The organism is Streptomyces africanus (genome assembly GCF_030816955.1).
GTDB classification, from domain to species: Bacteria; Actinomycetota; Actinomycetes; order Streptomycetales; family Streptomycetaceae; genus Streptomyces; species Streptomyces africanus.
This window is the reverse complement of record NZ_JAUSYP010000001.1, coordinates 3,638,807-3,655,091: the sequence shown is the minus strand read 5'-3', so window position 1 is coordinate 3,655,091 and position 16,285 is coordinate 3,638,807. Positions and strand designations below refer to the sequence as shown.

General features: G+C 71.6%; 16 protein-coding genes and 1 tRNA gene. 9 read left to right on the top strand and 8 right to left on the bottom strand.

What is annotated here, in order from left to right; translation table 11 throughout:
- The first annotated feature begins 45 nt into the window (after positions 1-45).
- Complete coding sequence (locus tag QF034_RS16765; RefSeq protein WP_307175734.1) at positions 46-225, top strand: hypothetical protein; 180 nt, start codon at positions 46-48, stop codon at positions 223-225.
- Between the two features lie 25 nt (positions 226-250).
- Here QF034_RS16765 and mscL read toward each other — a convergent pair whose 3' ends face one another.
- The 6 genes from mscL to QF034_RS16735 all read right to left on the bottom strand — a co-directional run bounded on the left by mscL (position 251) and on the right by QF034_RS16735 (position 6,040).
- On the bottom strand, positions 251-709 hold the full coding sequence (gene mscL, locus QF034_RS16760) for a large conductance mechanosensitive channel protein MscL (protein ID WP_307175733.1): 459 nt from the start codon (positions 707-709) through the stop codon (positions 251-253).
- 120 nt (positions 710-829) lie between these two features.
- Positions 830-1,414: a hypothetical protein gene (locus tag QF034_RS16755; protein ID WP_307175732.1), complete on the bottom strand. Its 585-nt coding sequence runs from the start codon at positions 1,412-1,414 to the stop codon at positions 830-832.
- A gap of 171 nt (positions 1,415-1,585) precedes the next feature.
- A complete protein-coding gene (locus QF034_RS16750) occupies positions 1,586-2,446 on the bottom strand; it encodes an S-methyl-5'-thioadenosine phosphorylase (RefSeq protein ID WP_307175731.1) in 861 nt (286 codons plus the stop codon).
- Positions 2,447-2,523: 77 nt separating this feature from the next.
- Positions 2,524-2,862 (bottom strand): FmdB family zinc ribbon protein, encoded by a 339-nt coding sequence (locus QF034_RS16745; protein ID WP_307175730.1) that lies wholly within the window; start codon positions 2,860-2,862, stop codon positions 2,524-2,526.
- Positions 2,863-2,929: 67 nt separating this feature from the next.
- Positions 2,930-4,243, bottom strand: coding sequence for an MFS transporter (locus tag QF034_RS16740; protein WP_307175729.1), 1,314 nt, complete (start codon positions 4,241-4,243; stop codon positions 2,930-2,932).
- Between the two features lie 267 nt (positions 4,244-4,510).
- Positions 4,511-6,040 (bottom strand): potassium/proton antiporter, encoded by a 1,530-nt coding sequence (locus QF034_RS16735; RefSeq protein ID WP_307175728.1) that lies wholly within the window; start codon positions 6,038-6,040, stop codon positions 4,511-4,513.
- Positions 6,041-6,278: 238 nt separating this feature from the next.
- Between QF034_RS16735 and QF034_RS16730 the strand changes: the two genes are divergently transcribed.
- Positions 6,279-9,110 carry a penicillin acylase family protein gene (locus QF034_RS16730; protein ID WP_307175727.1) on the top strand — a complete coding sequence of 944 codons (2,832 nt, stop codon included), beginning with the start codon at positions 6,279-6,281 and terminating at the stop codon, positions 9,108-9,110.
- A 58-nt stretch (positions 9,111-9,168) separates the two neighbouring features.
- Here the strand turns inward: QF034_RS16730 and QF034_RS16725 are convergent, their stop codons facing one another.
- Positions 9,169-9,792 carry a 5-formyltetrahydrofolate cyclo-ligase gene (locus tag QF034_RS16725; RefSeq protein WP_307175726.1) on the bottom strand — a complete coding sequence of 208 codons (624 nt, stop codon included), beginning with the start codon at positions 9,790-9,792 and terminating at the stop codon, positions 9,169-9,171.
- A 93-nt stretch (positions 9,793-9,885) separates the two neighbouring features.
- Between QF034_RS16725 and galU the strand changes: the two genes are divergently transcribed.
- The 7 genes from galU (at position 9,886) to QF034_RS16690 (ending at position 15,366) form a co-directional block, all read left to right on the top strand.
- Positions 9,886-10,788: a UTP--glucose-1-phosphate uridylyltransferase GalU gene (galU, locus tag QF034_RS16720; protein ID WP_307175725.1), complete on the top strand. Its 903-nt coding sequence runs from the start codon at positions 9,886-9,888 to the stop codon at positions 10,786-10,788.
- 4 nt (positions 10,789-10,792) lie between these two features.
- Complete coding sequence (gene glp, locus QF034_RS16715; RefSeq protein ID WP_307175724.1) at positions 10,793-12,130, top strand: molybdotransferase-like divisome protein Glp; 1,338 nt, start codon at positions 10,793-10,795, stop codon at positions 12,128-12,130.
- A 62-nt stretch (positions 12,131-12,192) separates the two neighbouring features.
- Positions 12,193-12,687, top strand: coding sequence for a cyclic pyranopterin monophosphate synthase MoaC (gene moaC / locus QF034_RS16710; protein WP_029180854.1), 495 nt, complete (start codon positions 12,193-12,195; stop codon positions 12,685-12,687).
- On the top strand, positions 12,684-13,184 hold the full coding sequence (locus QF034_RS16705) for a MogA/MoaB family molybdenum cofactor biosynthesis protein (RefSeq protein WP_020276509.1): 501 nt from the start codon (positions 12,684-12,686) through the stop codon (positions 13,182-13,184). Before moaC ends, QF034_RS16705 begins: the two co-directional genes overlap by 4 nt.
- 23 nt (positions 13,185-13,207) lie before the next feature.
- Positions 13,208-13,828, top strand: a complete 621-nt coding sequence (locus QF034_RS16700) for a GNAT family N-acetyltransferase (RefSeq protein ID WP_307179893.1) — start codon at positions 13,208-13,210, stop codon at positions 13,826-13,828.
- 172 nt (positions 13,829-14,000) lie between these two features.
- The gene (gene sepX / locus QF034_RS16695; protein ID WP_307175723.1) at positions 14,001-15,209 is read left to right on the top strand and encodes a divisome protein SepX/GlpR; all 1,209 of its coding nucleotides are present in this window, start codon (positions 14,001-14,003) and stop codon (positions 15,207-15,209) included.
- Between the two features lie 83 nt (positions 15,210-15,292).
- Positions 15,293-15,366: transfer RNA gene (locus tag QF034_RS16690), tRNA-Ala, on the top strand.
- 96 nt (positions 15,367-15,462) lie between these two features.
- Here the strand turns inward: QF034_RS16690 and QF034_RS16685 are convergent.
- The gene (locus QF034_RS16685; protein WP_307175722.1) at positions 15,463-16,284 is read right to left on the bottom strand and encodes a type 1 periplasmic-binding domain-containing protein; all 822 of its coding nucleotides are present in this window, start codon (positions 16,282-16,284) and stop codon (positions 15,463-15,465) included.
- Position 16,285: the final 1 nt, after the last annotated feature.

Here is a 16,285-nt window from a genome sequence, read left to right as displayed (position 1 = left end):
CGGGGAATTTCACCGCGATGTTCTCCGCGACCGTACCCTGGACGCATGAGCACCGCCCCCGACCCCGAGCCGCGCGCGCCGAAGCCCGCGCTGGTCTTCGACGATCCGCTCGACCAGCAGTCCTCCGACGACACCGACCGCGGCTGGGGCGAGCGCTCCGACACCGGCGGCGGCGCGGCCGACCTGAAGCGCTTCCTCGACGAGAAGCCGCCCCACCACCTCTGAGCCGGCCGGGCGGCCGCCCGGAGCGCTACTGCCGCTCGTGCCCGGAGCCGCGCTGGGCGACCAGCTCGTCGCGGATCTCCTTCAGCACCTCCAGCTCGGTCACCTCGATGACCTCCTGCGTGCCCTCCTTCGCCTTGCGACGGGCTTCCATCCGGGCCAGGTACTTCGCCATCGGCAGGACCATCAGGAAGTAGACGACCGCCGCGGTGATCACGAAGCTCAGCGCGGCGCCGAGGACGGAACCCCACAGGATCCTGATGCCCTGCTCGCCCGCGCACGTCGAGCTCAGACACGAGCTGTAGTGGTCGAGGTTCTTGGTCCCGATGGCCCCGACGACGGGGTTGATGATCCCCTTCACCACGGCGTTGACGATGTTGGTGAAGGCGGCGCCGATCACCACCGCCACGGCCAGATCGACGACGTTCCCGCGCATCAGGAAGGCCTTGAAGCCCTCCCAGACGCTCGGATCCTTCTTCTCGCTCACCTCGGGGTCTCTCCTCGCACGAGCAGCCTGCGGAACAAAACGCTCCGCAACCTACGTCAACGCTGCTCCGAACGGAGCACCTGGGTCCTTCGAACGAGCGACTCGACGAGACCAGGGACGTCACCACAGCGTCACGGCCAACCGCGCGGTGGTGCTCGCGCCGGCGAGCCGGGCCGCCGTGGCACGCGGCACCGACAGCACGACCAGCGCCCCTGTGCCGTCCGCGCCCTCCAGCGGCTCCGGCACCTTCGTCACCCGGGCCCCGCGCGCGACCACCCGGGCATCGCCGCCCGACGCCGTCTCTTCGGCGGCGATGACGTCGACCCGGTCGCCGGGCCGCAGCAGCCGCACGGTGGCCGCGTCGGCGATCCGGACCGGGGCCGTCACCACCCCCACGGCCCGACGCGTGCGCACGGGCTGCTTCCCGGACAGCGGGACCGCGTGCGCGGGAGGCTGGGCCCGGGGATGCCCACGGGCCCCGTCGGCACTCCGCGGTCCCGCCGCCACCAGCGCGGTCGCGGTGACCGCGAGCCCTACGGCCAGGGCCCGCCGCCGGTTGCGCACGAGCCGGCCGGCCCGGCCGCGTACCCGGACGGGGTCGAACCGCGGCACTTCACGGGTCGCCGGCACCTCGGGGCCGGGCGGGCACGGGGCGACGGACCAAGAGGGGGAGGAGGGCGCGAACGAAGAGCGAGCGAGGGACATTGGGGGACCACCACCTGTGACGAGCGACCGGCTTGCGCTCCCCACGATGAGGCTTCCCGCGACCGCCCGCTCAGGCCTGTGGACCTACCGCCGCCCTGTGGACAACTCCCTCACCCGAACGGCAGGTTCCGCTTCCCCGGTCAGCCGCCCCCACAGTCCGCAGCACGCCACCTACGGCAACGCGAACCCCGGATCCATCCCGCCCAACGCGTTCACGCACAGACAGCCCCGCTCGTCCTCCCCCGGCAGCCCCGCCACCGCGTCGAACAGCACGCCCCGCAGCCGGTCCACGTTCGCCGCGAACACCCGCAGCACCTCGTCGTGCGAGACGCCCTCCCCGGTCTCGGCGCCGGCGTCGAGGTCGGTGACCAGGGTCAGGGACGTGTAGCAGAGCTCCAGCTCACGGGCGAGCGCCGCCTCGGGATGGCCGGTCATGCCCACCACCGACCAGCCCTGCGCCTGGTGCCACAACGATTCGGCACGGGTCGAGAAGCGCGGCCCCTCGACGACGACCAGCGTGCCCCCGTCCACCGGCTCCCAGTCCCGGCCGCGCGCCGCCTTCAGCGCGACGGCCCGCCCGGCGGGGCAGTAGGGGTCGGCCAGCGACACGTGCACCACGTTGGGCACCGTCCCGTCGGGCAGCGGCAGTCCGTCGAAGTAGGTGTTGGCGCGGGACTTGGTCCGGTCGACCAGCTGGTCCGGCACCAGCAGGGTGCCCGGCCCGTACTCGGGACGCAGGCCGCCGACGGCGCAGGGGGCGAGCACCTGGCGCACCCCGACCGACCGCAGCGCCCACAGGTTGGCCCGGTAGTTGATCCGGTGCGGCGGCAGGTGGTGGCCCCGTCCGTGCCGGGGCAGGAAGGCGACGCGCCGCCCGGCGACCTCACCGAGGAAGAGTGTGTCGCTGGGCGGCCCGTACGGGGTGTCCACCTGGACCTCGGTCACGTCGTCGAGGAAGGAGTAGAACCCGGAGCCGCCGATGACGCCGATCCCGGCGCTCCCCTTGTCCGCCACGTTCGCCTTGTTCACCATGCCCGCACCCTAACCGCACGCGGAAACGCCGAGGACCCCGTCGCCGAAAGGCGACAGGGTCCCGTAAGAAACAGGCCTTACGCGGCGGTGCTGCTGCTGGTGGAGCTGCCGGTGCTCGACGACGAGCTCGAACCGGAGCCGGAGCTCGAACCGGAGCCGGAGCCGGAGCCGGAGCCGGAGTCCGAGGACGACGACGAGGAGCTCGACGACTTCGACGCCGGGGCGCTGCTCGACGAGGAGCCGCGGCTGTCGTTCCGGTAGAAGCCGGAGCCCTTGAAGACAATGCCGACCGCCGAGAACACCTTCTTCAGGCGGCCCTTGCAGCTGGGGCACTCGGTGAGGGCGTCGTCGGTGAACTTCTGCACCGCCTCGAGGCCCTCGCCGCACTCGGTGCACTGGTACTGGTAGGTGGGCACTGTCTTCCTCCTGGCACTCTCACTCGATGAGTGCTAACGACGATCCATCTTGACGTATTCCGGCCGTTCAGTCCACTGCCACCGGCACGCGGTGACCCACGCCACGCGCGACGGTGCGGCCCCGAGCACGTCCCGCCAGCCGGGAACGCAGGGCCAGAAGGGTCGCCAGGGCGAGCACGGTGCCGCCCATCGGCACCAGGAAACCGGCGCCGTCCCGGAAGCGGTCCTCCAGCTGTCCGGCGACCGTGACGGCGGCCGCCTGGCCGAGCGCCACCGCGCCCGTCAGCCAGGTGAAGGCCTCGGTGCGGGCCCCGGCCGGGACCAGGCCCTCGACCAGGGTGTAGCCGGTGATCAGGGCGGGCGCGATGCACATGCCGACCAGCAGGCCGAGCCCGGCGAGGACCGGCACCGAGTGGGCGGCCCACAGGCCCGACGCGGTGAGCGCGAGCGCCGTGTAGCCGACGACGAGGCGCCGCTGCGGGGCCGCCTTCCAGGCGATCGCGCCGCAGACGACACCGGAGAGCATGTTGCCCGCGGCGAAGACCCCGTAGAGGACGCCGTTGAGGCCCGGTTCGCCGATCGACTCGGTGAACGCGGCCAGCGAGACCTGCATACCGCCGAAGACGGACCCGATGCCCAGGAACGTCACGATCAGCACGCGCACCCCGGGGATCCGCAGCGCGGAAGCGTGCTCCACGCGCGCGTGGCCGCTGCCGCCTCCGACCGAGGGCTGGGTGCTCTTCTGCGCGGCGAACAGCAGACCGCCGATCAGGGTCAGCGAGGCCTCCGTGACCAGCCCGGCGGCCGGGTCGACGGCCGTGCACAGGGCGGTGGCCAGCAGCGGGCCGACGACGAAGGTCAGTTCGTCCGTGACGGACTCGAAGGCCGCAGCGGTGGTCATGAGCGGCGAGTCCTTGAGCTTCACGCCCCAGCGGGCCCGCACCATGGGCCCGACCTGCGGCACGGAGGCGCCGGTCGGGACGGCCGCCGCGAACACCGCCCACAAGGGGGCGTCCGCAAGTGCCAGCGCCGTCAGCGTCAGCCCGGACAGCGTGTGCAGCAGTACGCCGGGGACCAGCACGGCCCGCTGCCCGTAGCGGTCGGCGAGGCGGCCGCTGTAGGGCGCGAACAGCGCCATGGAGACACCGGTGACGGCCGCGGCGGCGCCCGCCGCTCCGTAGGACCCGGTGGTGTGCTGCACCAGCAGCACGATGGAGATGGTCAGCATCGCGAACGGCTGGCGCGCCGCGAAGCCGGGGAGCAGGAAGGTCCAGGCGCCGCGGGTGCGCAGCAGCCGGCCGTATCCCGGGCGGGCGGAAGCCGTCGAGTTCTTCGAGGTCATCGAGTTCTTCGACTTCTTCGAGGTGACCGTGGACGCCACGGCCCGTGCCTTTCTGCCGCCTGGTAGCGCGGGCCCGTGGGCGGGCGGCGCCGAGAGCTGTCCTCTTGCGCGGAACTGCGGTAGATGCCGGGGCCCGGTGAGGAGGGGCGACCCGACCGCCATACGGTCGCGCCAGCTCTGCGTCAGGCAGAGTTGGTTCGATCTGGGTAACGCCTTCATCGTACAGGGATCAAGGGCTGGGTGCCTGTGAAAGTGAGCACCACAGGCTCGTCCGCCTTATGAATCACAAAGCGGGTAAAACGCCGTCTAACGGCTCGCCCCGTCCGTCCCGAGCCAGCCGGCCAGCTTTCCGCCGTGCCCGACGGCCCGCAGCCTGCTCTCGGTCGCGTCCCGGACGGGGTCCGTGGCGACCACGAGGAGTTCGTCTCCCCGTTGCAATATCGTCGTCGGCAGCGGCACGAAGGACTCGCCCCCGCGCACGATCAGTGTCACGGCGGCGCCGTGCGGCAGTCGCAGCTCGGCGACCTCCACGCCGTGCATCTTCGACCCCTCGGGGATCGCCACGGACAGCAGATGCCCGCGCAGCCGCTCCAGCGGGGCCGACTCGATGCCGAGGTCGGCGGCCTCCGAACCATCGCCCAGGCGCAGCGTGCGGGCCAGCCACGGCAGCGTCGGACCCTGGACCAGGGTGTAGACGACGACCAGGATGAAGACGATGTTGAAGATCCGGCGGCTCGACTCGACGCCCTCCACCATGGGGATGGTCGCCAGGATGATGGGCACCGCCCCGCGCAGCCCCGCCCAGGACATGAGGGCCTGTTCCTGCCAGGGGACCCGGAAGGGCCGCAGGGACACCAGCACGCTCAGCGGGCGCGCCACCATGGTCAGCACCAGCCCGATGGCGAGCGCGGGCAGGATGTCGTCGCCCAGCTCGTGCGGGGTGACCAGCAGGCCGAGCAGGACGAACATGCCGATCTGGGCCATCCAGCCGAGCCCGTCGGCGAAGCCGCGCGTGGCCGGCCAGTGCGGCAGCCGCGCGTTGCCCATCACCATCGCGGCGAGGTACACGGCGAGGAATCCGCTGCCGTGGGCCAGCGCGCCCGCCGCGTACGCCACCACGGCGATGGCCATGACGGCGATCGGGTAGAGGCCGGAGGCGGGCAGCGCCACGTGCCGCAGCCCCCAGGAGCCGAGCCAGCCCACCGCGAGGCCGATGGCCGCGCCGATGGCCAGCTCCAGCAGGATCACGCCCAGCAGCACGTACCAGTGCTCGACCGGGCCCGCCGTGGACAGCGAGACCACGAGGATGACCACCGGGGCGTCGTTGAAGCCGGACTCCGCCTCCAGGGTGCCCGTCACGCGCGCGGGGAGGGGGATCTTCCGCAGCACGGAGAACACGGCCGCCGCGTCGGTCGAGGAGACGACCGCCCCGATGATGAGCGCCTGCCTCCACTCCAGCCCGATCAGGTAATGCGCGGCCGACGCCGTGACCCCGACGCTCACCGCGACACCGGCCAGTGCCAGTGCCGTGGCGGCCGGCAGGGCCGGCTTGATCTCCTTCCACTTCGTGCCCAGACCGCCCTCGGCCAGGATCACGACCAGGGCCGCGTATCCGATGACCTGGGTCAGTTCGGCGTTGTCGAAGTGGATGTCGCCGATGCCGTCCTGGCCCATGGCGACGCCTATCCCCAGATACACGAGCAGGCTGGGGAGCCCGCTGCGCGAGGAGATCCGTACCGCTGCGACGGCGACGAGCAGGACGAGCGAGCAGACGAGCAGGAGCTGGTTGAGGTGGTGAACAGTCAGCGGCCGAATCCTTCCCTGGCCCACCCGCACGCGCGCGTGGGCTCACGTACATCGCACATGAAGCTGTGGCGCATCGCGCCAACTACTTCGTTACCTTACCTAACTCTTGACGATTTCTTGACACTTCCCGGGGTGGGATCGAACGTTCGTCCGGGCCGGTTCCCGACTCCGCGTCAAGGGGCGCAGGGCCCTGCGCCTATCGTTGCTCCAGCGCTCAGTTAAAAGCACAGCCGAACCTGCCGCTCGCGTTAGGACAGCAAGGACAGCGATGCCCACCGACACCACCGCCTCCACGGGTCAGCAGCCCGCCAAGTCCGGCAGGAGAAAGGGGCGCAAAGCCCGCCTGGCCGTGATCGTCCTGGTGCTGGCACTGATCGGAGGCGTCGCCTTCGGGGCGTACTGGTCCATCAGCACCGTCCGGGCCTCCTTCCCGCAGACCAAGGGCTCCCTCACGCTCAAGGGCCTCTCGGGACCCGTCGAGGTCAAGCGCGACGGCTACGGCATCCCGCAGATCTACGCCTCCTCGGACGCGGACCTGTTCATGGCGCAGGGCTTCGTCCAGGCGCAGGACCGGTTCTACGAGATGGACGTACGCCGTCACATGGCGGCCGGCCGGCTGTCGGAGATGTTCGGCAAGAGCCAGGTCGACAACGACGAGTTCCTGCGCACCCTCGGCTGGGAGCGGGTCGCCAAGCAGGAGTACGACACCAAGCTGTCGGCCGCCACGAAGAAGTACCTCCAGGCCTACGCCGAGGGGGTCAACGCCTACCTTCAGGGCAAGGACGGCGAGGACATCTCCCTGGAGTACGCGGCGCTCGGGTTCACCAACGACTACAAGCCGCAGAAGTGGACCCCGGTCGACTCGGTCTCCTGGCTGAAGGCGATGGCCTGGGACCTGCGCAGCAACATGCAGGACGAGATCGACCGCGCCCTGCTGACCAGCCGCCTCGGCCCGAAGCAGATCGCCGAGCTGTACCCGCAGTACCCGTACGGCCGGAACAAGGCGATCGTCCAGGAGGGCCAGTACGACGAGCTGACGGGGGCGTTCGAGCAGGGCGGCGCGAGCGGCACCAGCGGCGCGGGCACCGGCGGCACGAGCGGAACCGGCGGCACCGCCACCGGCACGGCGGGCACCGCAGGCACGGCCGCCGGCGCCTCGGGCACGGCTTCCGGCGCCTCCGGTACCGCCTCCGGCACCTCGGGCCTGGACAGCCAGCTCACCGGCCTCAGCGACGTCCTGAGCGACCTCCCGCCGGCCGTCGGCGTGAACGGCGACGGCATCGGCTCCAACTCCTGGGTCGTCCGCGGGAAGCACACCATCACCGGCAAGCCGCTGCTGGCCAACGACCCGCACCTGTCGCCCTCGCTGCCGTCCGTCTGGTACCAGATGGGCCTGCACTGCCGCAGCGTCTCCAGCGCGTGCCAGTACGACGTCAGCGGCTACACCTTCGCCGGCATGCCCGGCGTGATAATCGGTCACAACCAGGACATCGCCTGGGGCATGACCAACTCCGGCGTGGACGTCACGGACCTCTACCTGGAGAAGATCACCGGCGACGGCTACCTGTACGACGGCAAGATCAAGCCCTTCGAGACGCGCGAGGAGACCATCGAGGTCGCCGGCGGCTCACCCAGGAAGATCGTCGTCCGCGAGACCAACAACGGGCCCCTGCTGTCCGACCGGGCCAAGGAGCTCGTGAAGGTCGGCAAGAAGGCCACCGTCGACACCGCCGCACCCGACAGAGGCGACGGCTACGGCGTGGCGCTGCGCTGGACCGCGCTGCAGCCGGGCACCACCATGGACGCCGTCTTCGCCATGGACCGGGCGAAGAACTGGACCGACTTCCGCAAGGCCGCCGCACTGTTCGACGTGCCCTCGCAGAACCTGGTCTACGCGGACACCCAGGACAACATCGGCTACACCCTGCCGGGCAGGATTCCCAAGCGCTCCCAGGACGACGACGGCTCCGTCCCGGCGCCCGGCTGGGACCCCAAGTACCGCTGGACCGGCTACATCGACCAGGACGCGCTGCCGTACGAGTACAACCCGGACCGCGGCTACATCGTCACCGCCAACCAGGCCGTGGTCGACCCGGACAAGTACCCCTACACGCTCACCAAGGACTGGGGCTACGGCACGCGCAGCCAGCGGATCACCGACCTGATCCAGTCGAAGATCAAGGACGGCGGCAAGATCTCCACGGACGACATGCGCCAGATGCAGCTGGACAACAGCAGCGAGATCGCCCGGCTGCTGGTGCCCACGCTGCTCAAGATCGACCCGGAGAACAAGGACGTCCGCGAGGCGCAGAAGCTGCTGGAGGGCTGGGACTACACCCAGGACGCCGACTCGGCGGCCGCCGCCTACTTCAACGCGGTCTGGCGCAACATCCTCAAGCTCGCCTTCGGCAACAAGCTGCCCAAGGAGCTGCGGGTCAAGGGCCAGTGCCTGTGGGTGGACCCGGTCAACACCACCGGGCCCGCCGACGAGGCGGAGAAGGTACGCGAGTGCGGCGAGCGCGACCCGGACCAGGCGCAGCCCGACGGCGGCGACCGCTGGTTCGAGGTGGTCCGCAAGCTGATGGACCAGCCGGACAGCGACTGGTGGAAGACGCCCAAGGCGGGCACCCGCCCGGCCGCCGTCAACCGTGACCAGCTGTTCAGGCGCGCGATGATCGACGCCCGCTGGGAGCTGACCGCCAAGCTCGGCAAGGACATCGACACCTGGACCTGGGGCCGGCTGCACCGCCTGTTCCTGAAGAACGAGACCCTCGGCACCGAGGGCCCCGGATTCGTCCAGTACGCCCTCAACCGCGGCCCCTGGGAGCTCAGCGGCGGCGAGGCCACCGTCAACGCGACCGGCTGGAACGCGGCCGGCGGCTACGGCGTGGTGTGGGTGCCGTCCATGCGGATGGTGGTGAACCTCGGCGACCTCGACAAGTCCCGCTGGATCAACCTCAGCGGCGCCTCCGGGCACGCCTACAGCGCCCACTACGTCGACCAGACGGACAAGTGGGCCGACGGCGAACTGCTGCCGTGGTCCTTCTCGGACAAGGCGGTCGAGGACGGCACGGCCGACAAGCTGGTGCTCAAGCCGTGAGCCGCTGACACCGAAACCGAAACGGCCCTCCACGCGCGCGTGGAGGGCCGTTTCCGCGTCAGGTCCCCGGCCCGAACCGCCGCACCCCCGACGGCGTCACCACCGCGTGCACCGGCCGGTCGTGCGGCTCCTCGGGGACGTGCCCGACCACCTCCGAGTCGTACAGCAGCACCACCAGCGCGGGACGCGCACCCGCCCGCTCCAGCCGCGCCAGCACACGGTCGTACGAGCCTCCGCCGCGCCCCAGCCGCATCCCGCGCGTGTCGACCGCCAGCCCCGGCAGCAGCACGGCGTCTGCGGTGGTCACGGCGTCCGGCCCGAGGCGCTCGCCCGCGGGCTCGAAGAGGGCCATCCTCCCGCCGTGTTGGACGCGCGCGAGCGAGCCCTCGCCCTCGTAGACGCCCCAGTCCAGGTCGTTGTCGGGCAGCAGCACCGGCAGCAGGACGCGTACACCCCGGGCGCGCAACGCGTCCAGGAGCGCGAGCGTCCCCGGTTCGCTCCCCACGGAGACGTACGCCGCCACCGTCCCGGCCCGCGCCAACTCGGGCAGCTCCAGCGCCCGCCCGGCCAGCGCGGCCGACGTTTCCCGCAGGTCATCGGCCGTCAACCTGTTCCTCACCGCGAGGAACGCGCGCCGCAAACTCCGCTTGTCAGGCTCGTCCGGACGTCCGATGTGACTCAATGGTTGCTCCCGTACCGTAACAATACGCTCATATGAGCGTCTATGAACCGGAGCCGCAGATTCCATGCAAAGGCACCGGATAAGGTGGCGGGCATGACTCAGTCGCACCCTCGGATCAGCAAGGCTGTCATTCCCGCAGCAGGCCTCGGCACCCGGTTCCTGCCGGCCACCAAAGCCACTCCCAAGGAGATGCTGCCGGTCGTCGACAAGCCGGCGATCCAGTACGTGGTCGAGGAGGCCGTCGCCGCGGGTCTCGACGACGTCCTCATGGTGACGGGCCGTAACAAGCGCCCCCTCGAGGACCACTTCGACCGCAACTACGAGCTTGAGTCGGCGCTTCAGAAGAAGGGCGACGCCGGCCGCCTCGCCAAGGTGCAGGAGTCGAGCGACCTCGCCACGATGCACTACGTCCGCCAGGGCGACCCCAAGGGCCTCGGCCACGCCGTCCTGTGCGCCGCCCCGCATGTGGGGGACGAGCCCTTCGCCGTCCTCCTCGGCGACGACCTGATCGACCCCCGCGACCCCCTGCTGCAGCGCATGGTCGAGGTCCAGGAGCAGGGCGGTGGCAGCGTCATCGCGCTCATGGAGGTCGCCCCGGAGCAGATCCACCTCTACGGCTGCGCCGCCGTGGAGACCACCGAGGACAGCGACGTCGTCAAGGTCAGCGGCCTGGTCGAGAAGCCCGACCCGGCCGACGCCCCGTCCAACTACGCGATCATCGGCCGCTACGTCCTCGACCCGCACATCTTCGACATACTGCGCAAGACCGAGCCGGGCCGCGGCGGCGAGATCCAGCTCACGGACGCCCTCCAGCAGCTCGCCCAGGACGAGAAGATCGGCGGCCCCGTGCACGGCGTCGTCTTCAAGGGCCGCCGCTATGACACCGGTGACCGCGGCGACTACCTGCGTGCCATTGTCCGACTCGCGTGCGAACGTGAAGACCTGGGCCCGGACTTCCGGACCTGGCTTCGCAGTTACGTAGCCGAGGAGATGTAGCACGTTGAGCAGCGCCGCGCCCCGCGTCACCGGCCAGGACCACTCCGGCCCCGACCACCTCTGGTCGGTGGAGGAGCACCTGGAGGACATCCTCGCCACCGTCCGCCCCCTGGAACCCATCGAGCTGCATCTGCTCGACGCCCAGGGTTGCGTCCTCGTCGAGGACGTCACGGTGCCGGTGTCCCTGCCGCCCTTCGACAACAGCTCGATGGACGGCTACGCGGTACGGGTCGCGGACGTGGCGGGCGCGAGCGAGGAGTTCCCGGCGGCCCTGGAGGTCGTCGGAGACGTCGCCGCCGGGCAGGCCGAGCTGCTCCACGTGGGCCCCGGCCAGGCCGCCCGCATCATGACCGGCGCCCCGCTGCCGCCCGGCGCCGAGACGGTCGTGCCCGTCGAGTGGACCGACGGCGGGCTCGGCGAGGGACCGGTGCGCGGCATGCGCGCCCGCAGCCTCGGCCCCGAGGGCGCCACGGGGCACGTGCAGGTGTACCGCCCGGCCGAGGCTCGCGCGCACGTGCGCGCGAAAGGCAGTGACGTGAAGGCCGGCGACCGCGCCCTGGAGGCCGGCACGATCCTCGGCCCGCCCCAGATCGCCCTGCTCGCCGCGATCGGCCGCGGCACGGTCCGCGTGCGCCCCCGCCCGCGCGTGGTGGTGCTCTCCACCGGCAGCGAACTCGTTCAGCCGGACAGGGAACTGGGCGCCGGTCAGATCTACGACTCCAACAGCTTCGCCCTCACCGCCGCCGCCCGCGACGCCGGCGCCATCGCCTACCGCGTGGGCGCCGTCGCCGACGACGCCGAGACCCTGCGCTCCACCATCGAGGACCAGCTGGTCCGCGCCGACCTGGTGGTCACCACCGGCGGCGTGAGCGTCGGGGCGTACGACGTCGTCAAGGAGGCCCTGTCCCACGTCGCCGACGCGGACGAGGCGGGCAGCGGCATCGAGTTCCGCAAGCTCGCCATGCAGCCCGGCAAGCCCCAGGGCTTCGGCTCCATCGGCCTCGACCACACGCCGCTGCTGGCACTGCCCGGCAACCCGGTGTCGTCGTACGTCTCCTTCGAACTGTTCGTCCGCCCCGCGATCCGCGCTCTCATGGGCCTTCAGGACGTCCACCGGCCGGTGAGCCGGGCGACCCTGACCGCGGACAAGGCGCTGACCTCGCCGAAGGGCCGCCGCCAGTTCCTGCGCGGTACGTACGCCGACGGCCGGGTCACCCCGGTCGGCGGCGCCGGATCCCACCTGATCGCGGCCCTCGCCCACGCCGACGCGCTGATCGTGGTCCCCGAGGACACCGAGTCCGTCGAGCCCGGCACCGAGGTCGAGGTGGTCCTGCTCGGCTGAGAGGCGCTGGTTGGGGGTACCGTGTCGCGCACAGCAGGCCCGGACCGGGAGCGCCACACAGCATGAGCATGCAGGACCCCCCTACGCAGGACCGCCTGACGCACATCGACGAGGCGGGTGCCGCCCGCATGGTCGACGTGTCCGAGAAGGACGTGACCGCCCGCACCGCCCGCGCCAGCGGACGCGTCCTCGTCTCGCCCCGCGTGATCGAACTGCTGCGCGGCGAGGGCGTCCCCAAGGGCGACGCCCTGGCCACCGCGCGGATCGCCGGGATCATGGGCGCCAAACGCACCCCGGACCTGATCCCGCTGTGTCACCCCTTGTCGGTGTCCGGTGTGAAACTGGACCTGTCGGTCGCGGACGACGCGGTGGAGATCCTGGCCACGGTGAAGACGACGGACCGCACGGGCGTCGAGATGGAGGCCCTCACCGCGGTCTCCGTCGCCGCGCTCACCGTGATCGACATGGTCAAGGCGGTCGACAAGGGAGCGGTCATCACGGACGTACGGGTGGAGGAGAAGACGGGCGGCAAGTCGGGCGACTGGAGCCGGGCATGACCTACCGCGCTCTCGTCGTCACGGCCTCCAACCGGGCCGCCGCCGGGATCTACGAGGACAAGGGCGGTCCGCTGATCGCGCACGGCCTGAGGGGCTTCGGCTTCGAGGTCGACGGCCCCCAGGTCGTCCCCGACGGCGACCCCGTGGAGGCGGCCCTGCGCGCCGGTGTCGAGACCGGCTACGACGTCATCGTCACCACCGGCGGCACGGGCATCTCGCCCACCGACCGCACCCCCGAGGCGACCCGCCGCGTGATCGACCACGAGGTGCCGGGCATCGCCGAGGCCATCCGGGCGTTCGGCCGGGAGAAGGTGCCGACCGCCGCGCTCTCCCGGGGCCTGGCCGGAGTGGCGGGCGGCACGCTGATCGTCAACCTGCCCGGCTCCAGCGGCGGAGTGAAGGACGGACTGGCGGTCCTGGAGCCGCTGCTGGTCCATGCCGTCGAGCAGCTCCGCGGCGGTGACCACCCCAGACCCGGCAGTGGGGGTGCGAGCTGAACAGCCCATCCTGGCCCGTCGAGCTGGTGGACGGCGACATCGTCCTCAGGCCGATAAAGCTGCGCGACCAGCGGGCGTGGCGCGAGGTCAACCGGCGCAACCGCGACTGGCTGCGCCCCTGGGAGGCGACCATTCCGCCGCCCACGCCCGGCGGGCCGCTGGCACACCGCCCGACCTTCCGCCAGATGGTCCGCCACCTCAGGTCGGAGGCGAACGCGGGCCGGATGCTGCCCTTCGTCATCGAGTACCAGGGGCGGCTGGTGGGGCAGTTGACCGTGGCCGGAATCACCTGGGGCTCGATGTGCTCGGGGCATGTCGGCTACTGGGTGGACGAGGGCGTGGCCGGCCGCGGGGTGATGCCGACGGCGGTGGCGCTCGTCGTGGACCACTGTTTCCGCACGGTCGGGCTGCACCGCATCGAGGTCTGCATTCGCCCTGAGAACGGGCCCAGCCGCCGGGTCGTGGAGAAACTCGGATTCCGTGAGGAGGGGCTCAGGCCGCGTTATCTCCACATCGACGGGGCCTGGCGCGACCATCTGGTCTTCGCGCTCACGGCGGAAGAGGTGCCGGACGGGTTGCTGAGGCGCTGGCACCGGGCACGATCGCAGAGTAATCCGGGAATCCGGCATCACCCCGGAAATTGAATACATGTTCGAAATTGATCGGCCGGTGACCGTCTTGGGGCATTGAATTCCCGGCCTGGACGCTCCGCTGATCGCATCGGTCACAAAAAAAGTTCGAAATATCAGCCAGATCGTGCGACACACCGGCTCAATTGGCAGATGGCCTCACGCAAACCCCTCTACCGTGTGAGGCGTGAGCAGCAGCGGCCTCATCTACGCAGTCATTGTCGGGGCCTGGGCCGCCTACTTGGTGCCGATGTGGCTCCGTAGGCAGGACGAGCTGAACGAGGCCCGTCCGACGGAACGCTTCAGCACCGCCATCCGGCTTCTGTCCGGAAAGGCGGCCATGGAGCGCCGGTACGCCAAGGACCTGCGGGCGCGCTCCACCGAGGAGGGGGAGCAGGACGCCGACGACCTGGACGCCGTCACCGACTCGGTGGACGTCCGGGCCTTCGCCGTGTCCAAAACGCGTCCCCAGACCCAGGCACCCCTACCGTCGCCCGCCCCCGAGCAGCCGGCCCGCCCGGCACCCGGACCGGACCCGGCGAGCGCCGAACGCGGCCGGGGCCAGGTGCCCGCCGCCCGGCGCGGCGCGACCCCCCGGGCGAACAAGACCAGCCAGGCGAACCAGGCGGCCGCAGCACGGGCCCGGCGCTCGAAGGTGCTCGCGCGCCGTCGGCGCACCACCACCATGCTGTTCCTCGCCTTCACCCTGGGCGCGATCGTCGCCGCGGTCGGCGGCCTGGCGTTCCTGTGGGCGCCCGGTGTGCCCGCCGTCATGCTCAGCGTGTACATCGCGTACCTGCGCTCCCAGGAGCGCCGCCGCTTCACCTACCAGATGGACCGCCGCCGGGCCGAGGCCGCGGCCCAGCGGCTGCGGGAGCGCCAGCGGCAGCCCCGCCGGCGCGCCTCCGCCGACGAAGAAGCCGAAGAACCGGAGGCGGGACCCGAGCCGGCGACCGACCCCGGCCTGTCGGCCCTCGCGGCGGACCGGCGCGCGCTCGTCGAGCAGACCGACCACGCCGAGTGGGTCGACCAGCAGCGCGAGCGGCAGCGGCGGCCGGGACAGGGCGACAGCTGGGAGCCGGTGCCGGTGCCCCTGCCGACCTATGTGACCGCGCCCGTCGCGCCCCGGGCCACCAGCGACGTGGACCTCGGAGCCCCCGACACCTGGAGCTCCGCGCGGTCGAGCACCGTCACCCCCGACCACGAGGACGCCACCGCCCCCGCCGACAGCCAGGACCCCGGCGATGCGGACGCCCGCACGCAGGAGAGGGCGGACGGCGGAGGCCGCAGCGACGCCCGCCGCGCGGCCTCCGCACGGCGGGCCCGGGAGCGCGGGCGCACCCCCCTGTTCGACCAGTACGAGGACGGGGGCCGGCCCCGGGCCGCCAACGAGTAGCCCCACGAAGCCGCAGGTGACCGCCCCTCGGGAACGGATTTCCAAGCAGGCCGATCGGGGTGCTAAAGTTTCACTCGTTGCAAGGGCCTGTGGCGCAGTCCGGTAGCGCACCTCGTTCGCATCGAGGGGGCCAGGGGTTCAAATCCCCTCAGGTCCACGCAGCGATTGTTTCCGAGCTTGCTCGGGGGCAGTTGACGAGATCCCGTCCGATCTGATTGATCGGGCGGGATCTCTGCGTTGTACTGATCCCGGGTCAGCCGTGGGGCGGGCACACCGCATCCAGGCGCGAGACGAACCAGCCCTCGCCGAGCACGCCGCCGCCCGGAGCCAGGACGGTGCCGGAGCGGTGGAAGACCGCCGCGGCGAGCGCGGGGCCGTGCAGTGCCGGGTCGTCGGCCAGCGCCTCGGCCAGGGCGGTCGCGGCGGTCGCGGCACGCTGGGCCAGGCAGAAGCCCGGGTGCACGGCCCACACGGGCCGGTCGCCCCACGCGTTGACGAGCGCGCCGAACGAGGCCGCCCGACCGCAGTCGGCCACCACCAGCACCGGCCGCCTGGGCGGCATGCGGAGTGCGGCCGAGAGGCGATTCTGAGGGACGAGCAGGGCCAGGGCGGTGTCCGGGCCGTTCGTGCGTGGGAGCCCCGCGGCATCGGCCGTGCCGGTGACCCGCTCGGCCAACGTCGCCCAGCGCCGTGCCGGGTCGTGCGTCACCGCCAGGGAGGTGGCGCCCAGCGCGATCGCGCCGCGGACGATCGTCCGGGCCAGGCCGTCCTCGTCCGGCGCCCAGCTCAGCGCCGGCTCCGGAGCCCGTACGAAGGGCAGCAGGCACAGCACGCCGGCGCTCTCGTAGAGGCGGAGCGCCCGCTGGGCCTCCTCGGGCACGCAGTGGCCGATCACCGCCACGTACCCGCCCCGGGCGACGGCATCCGCCCCGCCCCTGGCCTCGTCGTGCACGTGCCAGTCGGCCAGACCCGGGTGGGCCGCCTTCACGCGCTCGACCTGTGCGAGGAGAATCGCCCCGGACTCCGTGCACGGCCCCGTCAGAGGCGCGACGACGGCGATGGCCGGACGTGCCACG

What these genes read in the sequence shown, in the direction of transcription:
- QF034_RS16765 (WP_307175734.1), top strand. Translation starts at nt 46, where the DNA reads ATGAGCACCGCCCCCGACCCCGAGCCGCGCGCGCCGAAGCCCGCGCTG.
- QF034_RS16755 (WP_307175732.1), bottom strand. Translation starts at nt 1,414, where the DNA reads ATGTCCCTCGCTCGCTCTTCGTTCGCGCCCTCCTCCCCCTCTTGGTCC.
- QF034_RS16750 (WP_307175731.1), bottom strand. Translation starts at nt 2,446, where the DNA reads ATGGTGAACAAGGCGAACGTGGCGGACAAGGGGAGCGCCGGGATCGGC.
- QF034_RS16730 (WP_307175727.1), top strand. Translation starts at nt 6,279, where the DNA reads ATGCCCACCGACACCACCGCCTCCACGGGTCAGCAGCCCGCCAAGTCC.
- galU (WP_307175725.1), top strand. Translation starts at nt 9,886, where the DNA reads ATGACTCAGTCGCACCCTCGGATCAGCAAGGCTGTCATTCCCGCAGCA.
- moaC (WP_029180854.1), top strand. Translation starts at nt 12,193, where the DNA reads ATGAGCATGCAGGACCCCCCTACGCAGGACCGCCTGACGCACATCGAC.
- QF034_RS16705 (WP_020276509.1), top strand. Translation starts at nt 12,684, where the DNA reads ATGACCTACCGCGCTCTCGTCGTCACGGCCTCCAACCGGGCCGCCGCC.